Origin of the sequence: Halocynthiibacter sp. (assembly GCF_049608145.1) — a bacterium.
GTDB lineage: Bacteria > Pseudomonadota > Alphaproteobacteria > Rhodobacterales > Rhodobacteraceae > Halocynthiibacter.
The window spans coordinates 1-13,141 of record NZ_JBMYXF010000066.1 but is presented as its reverse complement, the minus strand read 5'-3'; the positions used below and the strand labels follow the sequence as shown (position 1 = coordinate 13,141).

Genomic DNA, 13,141 nt, shown 5'->3' with positions numbered 1-13,141 from the left:
TTAACGCACCTGATGCGATGATCCCGCTGACCTATGGTGATGTGTTTAAGCAAACCGAAGAAGAATACGCGCGCTGGAATTTTGATGTGGCAAACACCGAAGTTCTGCTGCGCCACTTTGAAGAAGCCGAAGCGGAATGCGAAGCAATCCTTGCTCAGGAACATGATGATCCGAAAACCGGCAAGCGTATCATCATGGCGCATCCGGCTTATGATCAATGTATCAAGGCAAGCCACATCTTTAACCTTCTGGATGCCCGTGGCGTGATTTCCGTGACAGAACGTCAGGCCTATATTGGCCGCGTGCGCGCATTGTCAAAACAATGTGCAGATGCATTTGTGCTGACGTCAGCTGGTGGTGCTGCGGCATAAGCCGTTTCAGATGTTTTTATCCCGCGCCCGCCTGTGAAAACTGGCGGGTGTTTTGCGTTTTTTAACTGACTACCCTGCACCAGAACCTGAAAGCAATCCCAGGCCCCAACCGATAAGGCTGCCAAAGGCTGCGCTGGTCTCAGTAGGAAGATAATAAAAGCTACAGCCGATCAGACCGATGATGACCCAACGGTTCAAGAGCAGGCGTAAAAGCATAAAAAACATTAGCAACAACAATTCTGGCAAAGGGAATATTCCCGACAAGGGGGCAGTACCACAGCGGATGTTGGTGTGCAAAGGTGGGCTGTCGGCTGAGTGGGATCAGTCCGTCAAATGTTTAATTATTGGGTTTCTATTCCAAAATGTCGCATAAATACGGAATAAATGCCTTGCAAGGTCGTGGAAGTGGCGTTCTACTATCGCGAAAGTTAGCGTTAACGCGACACGTGGGGAGTGCAAGGCAGAATGAGCGTAAGCAAGTTGCAACCTGTATTTGACGGACACAATGATGTTCTTCTGAAGCTTTGGAAGATGGCAGGGCAAGGCGAAGATCACAAGGCGGCCGTGACACGGTTTATCGAAGGATGTGCCGGACATATTGATGTGCCGCGCAGTCAGATGTCAGGTTTCGCTGGCGGTTTCTTTGCAATCTATGTGCCATCACCGGATCTGGGGATCGATATGGATGCGGATATGATCAAGCCCAGCTATGATCTGCCTTTGCCAGATTCTGTGGCTTATCAGGATGCCCTACCTGTTGCCCTTTCACAGGCTGCGATCCTGATCGAAATGGAACGTCAAGGTGCGGTCCGGATCTGCCGGACGGTTGCAGATATCCGCAAGGCTTATGACAGTGGTATCATGGCGGCGATCATGCATATGGAAGGTGCTGAGGCCATCGCAGCGGATCTAGAAGCGCTGGATGTGTTTCATGCGGCAGGGCTGCGATCTCTTGGTCCGGTCTGGTCCCGCCCCACGATTTTTGGCGAAGGGGTGCCATTTCGTTTTCCATCTGACGGTAATATCGGTGGGGGTCTGACGGACCTGGGGCAGGCGCTGGTGCGCAAATGCAATGCGTTGGGCATAATGGTTGATCTTAGCCATCTGAACGAAGCAGGTTTCTGGGATGTTGCGCAAATTTCAGATGCACCTTTGGTGGCAACACATTCAAATGCCTGTAAGATCTCTTTTCAGGCCAGAAACCTGACAGATGCTCAGCTGAAAGCCATCGGGGACAGTAAAGGCATGGTTGGTCTGAATTTTGCCACGGCGTTTTTGCGTCCTGATGGTAAGATGCTGCCTGAAACCCCGCTGTCTGATATGCTGACCCATCTGGACCATATGATTGCGATATGTGGCGAAGATCACGTGGGGCTGGGATCAGATTACGATGGGGCGACGGTGCCGGTTTCTATCCGTGATGTTACGGGATTGCCAGCATTGGTACGGGCGATGCAGGATCATGGGTATACCCATGAGCGCATTCATAAACTGTGTTTTGAAAACTGGATGCAGGTTTTGGAGAGAACCTGGAAGAAGGACTGACGCAGATCATAATACAACAACAAGCAAGCGTTTAGGCTTGTGGGAATACGACAATTAATTTTTGTAGGGAGAAGACGATGAAAAAAACCGCACCAATTCTGATGAGCGCAATGCTCGCGCTGTCCACGGGTATGGGCGCGTTGCCTGCTTTGGCCGCGACACCAGACAATATGCTGATCATTGCCAACCGCATTGATGATATTACAACCTTGGACCCGGCTCAAAGCTTTGAATTTGCGGGCGCAGATGTGATCCGCAACGTATACGGCAAACTGGTGAACCTTGAACCGGGCAACCTAGAAGCTGGCTATCAGCCGGATCTGGCGGAAAGCTGGACAGTGTCTGATGACGGTATGACCATCACTTTCACCATGCGTGAAGGCGTGAAGTTTACATCTGGCAACCCAGTGACCGCAGAAGATGCGGCATTTTCACTGCGCCGTGCGGTGATCCTGAACAAGACGCCATCGTTCATTTTGACGCAATTCGGTTTCACCGCTGAAAACGCGAATGAAACCATCACAGTCGACGGCAATACTGTTTCCATCACTACCGATAAGCGGTATGCGACGTCTTTCGTTTTGAACTGTCTGACAGCCACCATCGGCGGCATCGTCGACATGAAAACCGTGATGGAACACGAAGTTGACGGCGACATGGGCAATGAGTGGCTTGCGACAAACACCGCCGGTTCTGGTGCGTATATCGTGCAATCTTGGAAGCCAAACGAAAGCGTGACCATGGTGTCCAACCCTGATTATTATCTGGGTGCGCCTGCGATGGAACGCGTGATTGTGCGTCACATTCAGGAATCTGCGACACAACGCCTACTTTTGGAACAGGGCGACATTGACGTGGCGCGCAACCTGAACCCAGAAGACATCAAAGGCGCGATGGCAGCTGATGGTGTGAGTGTTGACAGTGAATTGCGCGGTCGACTGATGTATATTTCCATGAACCAAGGCAATGAACAGCTGGCGAACCCCAAGGTGCGTGAAGCGGTCAAATGGCTGGTGGATTATGAAGGCATGCAGAATTCCTTCCTGGATGGTCAGTACACAATTCACCAGAACTTCCTGCCGGCGACCTATCTGGGGGCGATCACCGATGCGCCTTACAGCTTGAACATTGAACGTGCAAAAGAATTGCTGGCAGAAGCAGATGTTGGCCCGATCGAAATCGAGGTTGGCGTGCGCGATGCACAGGAACGCATCGAAATTGCACAATCTTTGCAGAACACTTTTGCGCAGGCTGGTATCACCCTAAACATCACTGTTGGTACTGCGAAACAGGTTCTGGGTCGTTACCGTGCGCGTGAGTTGGACATGTATATGGGCGCTTGGGGCCCGGATTATCCTGATCCACACACAAACGCGGGCACCTTTGCGTATAACCCAGACAACAGCATGGAAGCGGGTGCAACCGGCCTTCTGGCTTGGCGCAATGCTTGGGATACTGGCGGTCTGACCGCAAAAGTTGCCGATGCGGTTGTCGAAGGCGATCGTGACACCCGTGCAGCGATGTATGGCGACATTCAGCGTGAATTCCAGGAAATCTCACCTTTTGCGGTTCTGTTCCAAAAAATTGAACAGACGGGTCGCCGTGACAATGTTGAAGGCCTAAGCCTTGGTGGCGCTGTCACCTCTGCGGCCTATTGGAACGTTTCCAAGTAAACGCTTAAAACAAAAAACACCGCAGCATTGCCTGCGGTGTTTTTCCCTATTTATATGCTCGCTTTTTGCCGTTTCCCCCGGTTGATGCAATGGGCATCTGATCTGAAAGAGACATGCTTTGTCTGATATATCCACCCCCAACGCCCCCCCGCGTGAGCGGGAATTACCAGGTTTCATCCTAACACTGATCGCCATCGCGAAGACAATTGGTTCACTTTGTGTGACGATGCTGGGCCTGTTGTTTGTGACCTTTGTCATCAGCCGGATGAGCGGCATTGACCCGGTTCTGGCCTTGGTGGGCGAAAGCGCCAGCAAAGAAACCTATGACCAAACGTATCGTGAACTGGGCCTTGATCAGCCTATTCTTGTGCAGTTCTGGGATTATTTGATGGGGGTTTTGCAAGGGGATTTTGGCAAGTCAAACCTGACAGCGCGCCCGGTCCTTGATGACATCAAACGGGTCTTCCCGGCAACACTTGAACTGGCGACATTGGGCACGATTTTTGGCGTTGTTTTGGGGGTGCCACTTGGGGTGATCGCGGCTGTGAACAAGGGCCGCTGGATTGACCAAGTTGCCCGCGTGATCGCGCTTGTGGGCTATTCCATGCCGATCTTTATTCTGGGCTTTATCGCGATTGTGTTCTTCTACGCCCATCTGCAATGGGTTAGTTACGGATCGCGCGTCGATGTCTGGTATGAGGGCATCGTGCCCACGGTCACGGGCATGTTGACCCTAGATGCGATCCTGGACGGCAACTGGGAAATCTTCAAAAACGCCTTTAGCTATATCGCGCTGCCTGCCGGTCTTTTGGGCTATTATTCTTTGGCCTATATCAGCCGCATGACCCGGTCTTTCATGTTGGAGCAACTGTCCAGCGAATATGTCACAACCGCGCGCGTTAAGGGCATGTCGGAATGGGCGGTGATCTGGCGTCACGCCTTTGGCAACATTAAGGTTCAATTGATCACAGTGATCGCGCTGTCCTACGCAAACCTGTTGGAAGGCTCTGTTTTGACTGAGATTATTTTCGCATGGCCCGGCATCGGTAACTATCTGACCACGGCTCTTTTATCTGCTGATATGAACGCGGTTTTGGGCGCGACCGTGGTGGTGGGCTTGATCTTTGTCTGTCTGAACATCTTCTCAGACCTTCTGTATAAATACTTTGATCCGAGGGCGAAATAATGACCGCAAACACCACAAACGCCCCCGTAAAACCAAGCCTGCGCGAATGGCTGTTGTCCGACACACCGACCTCACGCCGTCATGCACGTCTGTCGGCCCTTTACACCCGTTGGCTGGCGCTGCGCAGCAATTCCATGTCGATGTTTGGCCTCGCCGTCTTGTTGATTTTGGTGCTGTCCGCGGCCTTTGCGCCTTGGGTTGCCCCCCATAGCCCGATCGAACAGATTCTCGAAAACCGTCTGCTGCCGCCGGGCAGTGAAGGCTATCTTTTGGGCACCGATACCCTTGGCCGCGATATCCTGTCGCGCATTATTTATGGTGCGCGTGAAACCCTGATGATCGTGACATTGATTGCGATGATTGCGCCGGTTGTTGGCCTGTTTGTCGGCACGCTTGCGGGGTATATCGGTGGTATCTTGGATGTCGTTTTGATGCGCGTCACTGATATTTTCCTGGCTTTTCCACGGCTTGTTTTGGCGTTGGCTTTTGCATCCGCGCTTGGGCCTGGGCTTGAAAACGCGGTGCTTGCGATCACGCTGACCGCCTGGGCACCCTATGCGCGTATGGCGCGGGCGGAAACGCTGACCATTCGCAATTCTGATTATATCGCTGCGGTGAAACTGCAAGGGGCAGGGCGCATTCGCATCCTGACGAAACACATCTGGCCCCTGTGTATTTCATCGCTGATCGTGCGCGTAACGCTTGATATGGCTGGTATTATCTTGACCGCAGCGGGTCTTGGCTTCTTGGGCCTTGGCGCACAACCGCCCAGCCCGGAATGGGGTGCAATGACGTCCTATGGGCGCGATGTGTTCCTGTCGAACTGGTGGGTTGCGATTATGCCAGGTCTTGCGATTTTCACTGTATCCTTGGCGTTTAACCTGTTGGGGGACGGTTTGCGCGATGTGCTTGACCCGAAAGGAGGCAACCAATGAGTGATGCAAAAACCAACACTGGGCGCCAACTGCTTGAGGTCGAAAATCTCTGGGTGAAATTTCCAACCCGCAACGGCATTTTTGATGCGGTGCGCGGTGTCAGTTTCACCCTAGGTCAGGAACGTCTTGGCATTGTTGGCGAGTCTGGATCAGGCAAGTCGATGACAGGCCGTGCGATCTTGCGCCTCATTCGCAAACCTGGCATGGTCAGCGCCGATAAAATGGCGCTGGAAGGCCAAGATTTGATGGGCGCATCCGAAAAAGAGATGCGCGATGTGCGTGGGCAAAAGATCTCTATGGTGATGCAGGATCCCAAATTCTCGTTGAACCCTGTGATGACCGTGGGCGCACAAATTGTCGAAGCTTACCGTTTGCATGCCGATGTCAGCAAAGCCGATGCCCGCGTCAAAGCGATTGAGATGCTGGAAGCGGTGTCCATCCGTGACCCGGAACGGGTGTTTCGCAGCTATCCGCATGAACTGTCCGGCGGCATGGGGCAGCGCGTGATGATTGCGATGATGATGATCCCGGATCCGCAAATTCTGATCGCGGATGAACCGACCTCGGCCTTGGATGTATCGGTGCAGACCTCGGTTCTGCGGATCATGGATAAGCTGGTGAAAGAACGTGGCATGGGTCTGATTTTCATCAGTCACGACCTGAACCTTGTCAGCAGTTTCTGTGACCGTGTTCTGATCATGTATGGCGGCCGCGTGGTTGAGGTCTGCGATGCCGATAAACTGCATGAGGCCAAACATCCCTATACCCAGGGTCTGCTGAATTCCCTGCCGCGTCTTGATCGCCCCCAAACGCATCTGCCGGTGCTGGAACGCGATGATGCCTGGCGTGAAACCGAAAGTGTGAGTGGCGCAAAATGAGCGGAATTATCATTGAAAACCTGAACGTTTGGTTCGGCAAGGGCCGTGATCGTGTGGATGCGGTAAAGAATGCGTCTTTGTCGGTGGAGTTGGGGCAAAGCTTTGGTTTGGTTGGGGAATCCGGGTCTGGAAAATCCACGATCCTGAAGGCTTTGACTGGGCTTGCACCCGATTGGTCTGGCAAAATGTCCGTGCAGGACGTTACGCTGGGCAAAAAGCGCGACCAAGAGTTTTTCCGCACGGTTCAGATGGTGTTTCAGGATCCCTATGCGTCTTTGCATCCACGTCACTCGGTTGATCAGCTGTTGACCGAAACCCTGATGTTGCACGGAAAAACCGATGTAAATGCGCGGATTATGCGTCTGTTGGATGATGTGGGGCTTGGCCCAACGTTCCGCTTTCGCTATCCGCATCAGCTGTCCGGGGGGCAACGTCAGCGGGTGGCAATTGCACGGGCTTTGGCGTCTGAACCACGGGTTTTGCTGTTGGATGAACCGACCTCGGCACTGGATGTATCGGTGCAGGCAGAGATTTTGAACCTGCTGACGGATTTGCGTGCAGAACACAAGCTGACTTACTTGATGGTATCCCATGATTTGGCTGTGGTGGGGCATATGTGTGATGAAAGCGCGGTGATGCAGCATGGTGAAATTGTCGAAATGTTGAAAACAGAAGATCTGCGTCGTGGCCATGCAGAGCATCCATATACAAAGCATCTTCTAGAAAGTTCAGCGGGTTATATATCGGAATAATACGGTTTTCTTCGGATAGTTTAGGCTAAACGGGCTTGCCTTTCTTCCTGCTATGAACATTTTCACCGGAAAACCGGAAAACCGGAAAACCGGAAAACCGGAAACTATTTTGCGGGTCCCTTTCGGGTTTCCGATGGACAATCCGGGGTATCTGTATGAACCTTTCGCGTAAACGTCCGCCGACATAAATCAGAAGAAGAGACCAGAATGTTCCAGAGCTACGAGACCCGTTCCGAACCAGAAAAAGGCCCAGCCCGGCTTGCTGCTTTGCGCAAACAAATGGTGACGGAAGGATTGCAGGGCTTTATTGTACCGCGGGCGGATGTGCATCAGGGCGAATATGTTACTGAACGTGATGCGCGCCTGGGCTGGTTAACTGGCTTTCAGGGCTCCGCCGGGTTTTGTGTTTCACTGGAGGATACTGCGGGCGTTTTTATCGATGGGCGCTATACAGTTCAGGTGAAAAGTCAGGTGGATCTGGAACATTTCACCCCGGTTGCTTGGCCCGTCAATCATGCTGGTGACTGGATTAACGAACAGGCATCACAAAAGGCTGTGGTCGGGTTCGATCCCTGGTTGCACACGTTGGCCGATGTTGAAAAGACGGATGCTATACTTGGTCGGGGGGGGCGTAGCCTTCGGGCCTGCGAAAACCTCATTGATCGTATCTGGGTAGATCAACCTTCTGCGCCACAGGTAAAGGCATTTGCGCATCCTGTTGAATTTGCAGGCGAAACACATGCGCAAAAACGGTCTCGGATGGCGCAGATTCTGCATGAGGCAGGTGAAGACCACGCGGTGATCACCTTGCCTGATAGCATTTGCTGGCTGCTTAATATTCGGGGCCATGATGTTAATCACAATCCAATTGTGCAAGCCCTCGCGATCTTGCACAGCGACGGATGTGTTGATCTGTTTGCGCACCCTGAAAAGCTGGTCGATGTGCAGGATCATTTGGGGGATGACGTGACGTGTCATCCTCAGGATGATTTTGCCAAAGCTCTGGCGCAGCTTGGCGGAACCGTGCGGGTTGATCCGGCAACGGCCCCATTTGCGGTGGCTTCTGTTCTAGAGGCCACAGGGAGTGAAATCAGTCGAAATCCTGATCCCTGCATTCTGCCAAAAGCCATCAAAAATGAGGTGGAACTTGAAGGTATGCGGCAGGCGCATTTGCGTGATGGCGCTGCAATGGCGGAATTCCTTTGCTGGCTGTCTGATGAAGCCCCCAAAGGCGGTCAGAGCGAAATATCCATTGCCCAGAAACTGGAAGGTTTCCGACGGGCGACAAATGCACTGTATGATATCAGTTTTGAAACGATTTCGGCCACGGGCCCTCACGCCCCTATCTGCCACTATCGGGTGACCGAAAATACAAATCTGCCTGTGGAATCCGGGCAGGTGTTGTTGGTGGACAGTGGCGGGCAATATAAAGACGGAACCACAGATATTACACGTACTGTGGCTGTCGGTGCCGTGGGCCTGGAGGAGAAACAGTGCTTTACACGGGTGTTGCAGGGGATGATCGCCCTTTCGCGCGCGCGCTGGCCAGCTGGCCTGTCTGGCCGGGATCTGGATCCGATTGCACGTTATCCGATCTGGCTGGCCGGGCATGATTTCGATCACGGAACAGGGCACGGGGTTGGTGCGTTTCTCTCGGTGCATGAAGGGCCTGCGCGTATTTCCAAGGTCTCGGAGATCCCGCTAGAACCTGGCATGATCCTGTCAAATGAGCCTGGATATTACCGCGAGGGAAAATTTGGTATCCGCATCGAAAACTTAGTTGCCGTGCAACAGGCCGGGGCACTTGCGGGGGCAGATGCCCGCGATATGTTGGACTTTGAAACCCTGACCTTCACCCCGATTGATCGCAATATGATCATCGTCGAGATGTTATCAGAGGGTGAAAAATCCTGGCTGAACGCTTATCATGCGAAAACATATGCGCTTTTGGCGGATGTGGTGTCTGAGGCGACGCAAAATTGGCTGATGGATGCCTGCGCTGCGCTGTAACGTCACCATAGCCTGCGGTGGTACAGATCTGTTATACACCACCTGTATAACGGCCCGAAAATGGAGAGAGAAATGAGTGAGCACATTAAAATAACCCCGGTCAACGGGAAATGCGCGGTTCGGGCCGGTGGTGCAATTCTTGGGGAAAGCCAGGATGCGCTTGAACTTAAGGAGGGTGACTACCCGGCGACGATCTATTTCCCGGCTGGCGATATCGCGACTGCGTTTCTGGATGAAAGCAAAACTACCAGTCACTGCCCACATAAAGGTGATGCGCGTTACTATTCTATCCAGACCAAAAGCACTGTGATTGAAGATGCTGCCTGGAGCTATGAAACGCCACATGAAAATGTTGCAGCGATCGCAGGCCATATCGCGTTTTTTACCGATAAGGTTACAGTTGAAAAACTGTAAGCCAGACGTTTCCAAATCTGAAAAAGCCGTATGCGGAATATGTCCGTATACGGCTTTTTGTTGTCTGCGCGCGGGATATTGATGTTTCCCGGAGGATGCCTGACGTGGGCCAGCCTCACATAGGATTTCCGAAAAGTTGCAATCTATGTTTTAGCTGTGTTCTTCTGCGGCGGTTTCGGCAAGGGCGTCGTTGAAAACATGCAGGGCATCGACTTCAAACACTGCGCCCCAAAGTTCGGGCGGTTGATCTTCCCCGCCCAGCGTGACGACAGGAATAAAATCGGCGCCAGAGTTGTCAAAAATAGGCATGGCCGCTTCAAGCGTGGCGTTGCCATCCACATAGATCCCCTGTTCGACCAGTTCCCAGCATATATCTTCCGGGGCGGCGTGATCATGGTCCTTATCACGCATGATATCTGCCACAGAAAATGTCGCCAGAAGCCAGGCTTGGGGGCCGGCGGCCAGGTGAATGTTGCGATGTTCTAGTTGCGTCAGAAAGAAACTGCGATCAACAAGGCGGCTGGCAAGTGCGGTGGATAACGACACCGCAACCATCACTGCAAGGCCCGTCTGCCAGTCACCGGTCAGTTCGAACACAATCAGTGTGGTAGAGATTGGCGCCCCCAGGACGGCGGCCGCAACTGCCCCCATACCTGCAAGCGCGTAAAGTGTTTCTTCACCGGAAACAGAAGGGAAGATACTGGTGGCTACTATGCCAAAGGCCAAGCCTGTCATCGCTCCGATCATCAGCGATGGAGAGAAAATACCGCCCCCCATGCGTCCCCCAAAAGTGACCGCAACGGCGATACATTTGAGAATGACAAAGAAGACAGCCTGAAGAAACAGAAGTTGCCCCGTCAGTGCCGCAGAGGTGGTTTCATATCCGACGCCAATAATATGGGGGAACCATACTGCCATAATCCCCAGTACCAATCCGGACAGACCTGGTCGCAACCAGCCGGGAATATTCCAGCGGGCCTGCAATTGGTTTCCAGCCTTTTCTGCGAAAAACACAGAGCGCATGAAAATGGCAGCGACCAGGCCAGAAATGAGACCAAGGATCAGGAAGGCGGGCAGTTCGATATAGAACTGCATCTCATTGTTTTGCTTTAATACAAATTCGGTGACGTTTCCGAATTGCAGTCGGCTGACGACTGTACCAGCAACGGACGCGATCACGATGGGGGCAAAGGCATGCACTGCAAAATGGCGTAAAACAACTTCAAGTGCAAAAAGCGCCCCGGCGATTGGGGCGTTAAAGCTTGCGGATACGGCGCCTGCTACAGCGCATCCCAGAAGATCCCGGCCGGTGATACCTGATGCGTTGATACGGTTTGACACCCAGGTTGAAATCACGCCAGCCAGATGCACTACAGGGCCCTCGCGCCCGGATGACCCGCCAGTGGACAGGGTCACAAGCGACGCCAGCGCGGAACCTATCCCTGCGCGCGTTTCGACGCGACCTTTATGCAACGAGGATCCTTCTATCACATCCGCCACAGAACGCGCCCGCCCGTCGGGTGTCAGCCATTGCAGAAATATGCCACTGACAATTCCGCCCAGAACTGGGATGCTGACAACCCAATACCAAGATAGATCGCTTAGATAGGAATGCAGTGTTTTACTGTCATCAGCGCCATAAACCGCTGTTTGCAGTACCTCAATCGCGTTTCGAAACCCAAGGGCGGCGAAGCCTGCGCCTACGCCGACGATAAGGGCGATAAACCAAAACTGAATTTCGCCCGGGCCTTTGACCCGCAAAACCTGCCACGCTGTTTTTAGGTCGTTTTCCATCTGGCGGATCAGGGATTTGATATAACTTGACGTCATCTTGTACTTGCAGTGCCCTGTTGTCTCTGGGGTTTCCGGGCCTTTGGCGGTAACAATAGCCGGAAAGCATTAACCATATCTTTCCTGCCTGCCATGTCTGAGGGGTCAAATGGAAGCCAAAACCGTCATTTCCGCGTTGAAATCCGTGTTATCTGATCGTGTCAGCCTGTCAGATGCAGATCGAGCCAATCATGGGGGAAGCGAGACATGGTTTGCACCCGCACCGCCGGATATCGTTGTTTACCCCGAAACCACGGAGGAGGTTTCACAGATTGTTGTGATTTGTGCCGCGCATAACATGCCGGTTATCGGATACGGGGCAGGCACGTCTTTGGAAGGTCATACATCTGCAATTCATGGCGGGGTTTGTGTGGATTTTTCGCGTATGAACAAGGTGTTGCAGGTTAACGATCAGGATCTTTCTGTATGCGTGCAGCCGGGCATCACCCGTGAAGACCTGAACGAAGATCTGCGTGCCACGGGGCTGATGTTCCCGGTTGATCCTGGCGCAAATGCGTCCATTGGCGGGATGGCCTCTACGCGGGCCAGCGGAACGACTGCGGTGCGGTATGGAACGATGCGTGACAATATTCTTGCCATGGAGGTTGTGCTGGCTGATGGGCGTGTGATCCAGACAGGCACAGCCGCCCGAAAGTCGGCGTCTGGCTATGATCTGACGGCCCTGTTTTGCGGTGCCGAAGGGACATTGGGGTTGATCACAGAACTAACACTTCGACTGCATGGCCAACCCGAGGCCGTGGCTGCTGCGGTCTGTTCCTTCTCTGATATGGACGCCGCCGTAAATGCGGTTATCACCACCGTGCAATGTGCGATTCCCATGGCGCGGATTGAATTTCTGGACAGCCTGGCTGTGGAAGCCGTGAACAAGGACGCCGACCTTGGGTTGCCCATTCAACCGCATCTGTTGGTCGAGTTTCATGGCTCCGACCAAAGTGTGACGGAACAAGCCGAACGTTTCGGCGATGTGATCGCAGATTTCGGGGCTGGTGGCTTTGACTGGTCGTCCAAATCTGAAGATCGGAAACGTCTCTGGGCGATGCGTCACCGTGCTTATTATGCCTGTTTGGGTTTGCGGCCAGGAAAAACGGCGGTCGTTACAGATATTTGTGTGCCTGTTTCGCGCTTGGCAGAGGCCGTGCGTTTTGCACGTGAACTTATTGACGCTGCTGGTCTTGTCGCGCCTATTCTAGGGCATGTGGGGGATGGCAATTTTCACGCGATTTTACTGATTGATCCGAAGGATGAAACAGAGCTGGCCCGGGCGAAATCTGTATCACATCAGATGGTTGAACACGCCCTTTCTGTGGGAGGCACTGCCACAGGCGAACATGGAATTGGAATGGGAAAGATGGACCTTCTACACCAAGAACACGGGGCTGCTGTGGATGTAATGCAATCAATGAAGCTGGCGTTGGACCCGAAAAATATTATGAATCCGGGAAAGATGTTCTTGACCTGAACAGGGGGAGCCGCATTTTTCACCGGAAAACCGGAAAACCGGAAAACCGGAAAACCGGAAAACCGGA

At 53.0% G+C, this 13,141-nt stretch carries 11 protein-coding genes; 10 read left to right on the top strand and 1 reads right to left on the bottom strand.

The window, feature by feature from the left end; genetic code table 11:
• The 9 genes from ACPGUT_RS14525 to ACPGUT_RS14485 all read left to right on the top strand — a co-directional run.
• Positions 1-371 (top strand): glycine--tRNA ligase subunit alpha (locus ACPGUT_RS14525; protein WP_423992560.1); only part of this gene is annotated, 371 nt, incomplete at its 5' end.
• A gap of 465 nt (positions 372-836) precedes the next feature.
• The gene (locus tag ACPGUT_RS14520; protein ID WP_423992558.1) at positions 837-1,916 is read left to right on the top strand and encodes a dipeptidase; all 1,080 of its coding nucleotides are present in this window, start codon (positions 837-839) and stop codon (positions 1,914-1,916) included.
• Positions 1,917-1,993: 77 nt separating this feature from the next.
• Positions 1,994-3,589: an ABC transporter substrate-binding protein gene (locus ACPGUT_RS14515; RefSeq protein WP_423992556.1), complete on the top strand. Its 1,596-nt coding sequence runs from the start codon at positions 1,994-1,996 to the stop codon at positions 3,587-3,589.
• A gap of 193 nt (positions 3,590-3,782) precedes the next feature.
• On the top strand, positions 3,783-4,775 hold the full coding sequence (locus ACPGUT_RS14510; protein WP_423992562.1) for an ABC transporter permease: 993 nt from the start codon (positions 3,783-3,785) through the stop codon (positions 4,773-4,775).
• Entirely contained in the window at positions 4,775-5,710 is a 936-nt protein-coding gene (locus ACPGUT_RS14505; protein WP_423992554.1) for an ABC transporter permease, read from the top strand. Before ACPGUT_RS14510 ends, ACPGUT_RS14505 begins: the two co-directional genes overlap by 1 nt.
• Positions 5,707-6,588: an ABC transporter ATP-binding protein gene (locus ACPGUT_RS14500; protein WP_423992552.1), complete on the top strand. Its 882-nt coding sequence runs from the start codon at positions 5,707-5,709 to the stop codon at positions 6,586-6,588. Before ACPGUT_RS14505 ends, ACPGUT_RS14500 begins: the two co-directional genes overlap by 4 nt.
• Complete coding sequence (locus ACPGUT_RS14495) at positions 6,585-7,340, top strand: ABC transporter ATP-binding protein (protein WP_423992550.1); 756 nt, start codon at positions 6,585-6,587, stop codon at positions 7,338-7,340. The genes ACPGUT_RS14500 and ACPGUT_RS14495 overlap by 4 nt, the downstream gene beginning before the upstream one ends.
• A 207-nt stretch (positions 7,341-7,547) precedes the next feature.
• On the top strand, positions 7,548-9,350 hold the full coding sequence (locus ACPGUT_RS14490) for an aminopeptidase P family protein (RefSeq protein ID WP_423992548.1): 1,803 nt from the start codon (positions 7,548-7,550) through the stop codon (positions 9,348-9,350).
• A gap of 72 nt (positions 9,351-9,422) precedes the next feature.
• Positions 9,423-9,764, top strand: a complete 342-nt coding sequence (locus ACPGUT_RS14485; protein WP_423992546.1) for a DUF427 domain-containing protein — start codon at positions 9,423-9,425, stop codon at positions 9,762-9,764.
• Positions 9,765-9,914: 150 nt separating this feature from the next.
• Here ACPGUT_RS14485 and ACPGUT_RS14480 read toward each other — a convergent pair whose 3' ends face one another.
• Positions 9,915-11,594 (bottom strand): chloride channel protein, encoded by a 1,680-nt coding sequence (locus tag ACPGUT_RS14480; RefSeq protein ID WP_423992544.1) that lies wholly within the window; start codon positions 11,592-11,594, stop codon positions 9,915-9,917.
• Positions 11,595-11,703: 109 nt separating this feature from the next.
• Here ACPGUT_RS14480 and ACPGUT_RS14475 point away from each other — a divergent pair, with 109 nt between their 5' ends.
• Positions 11,704-13,074, top strand: a complete 1,371-nt coding sequence (locus ACPGUT_RS14475) for an FAD-binding oxidoreductase (protein ID WP_423992542.1) — start codon at positions 11,704-11,706, stop codon at positions 13,072-13,074.
• Positions 13,075-13,141 lie beyond the last annotated feature (67 nt).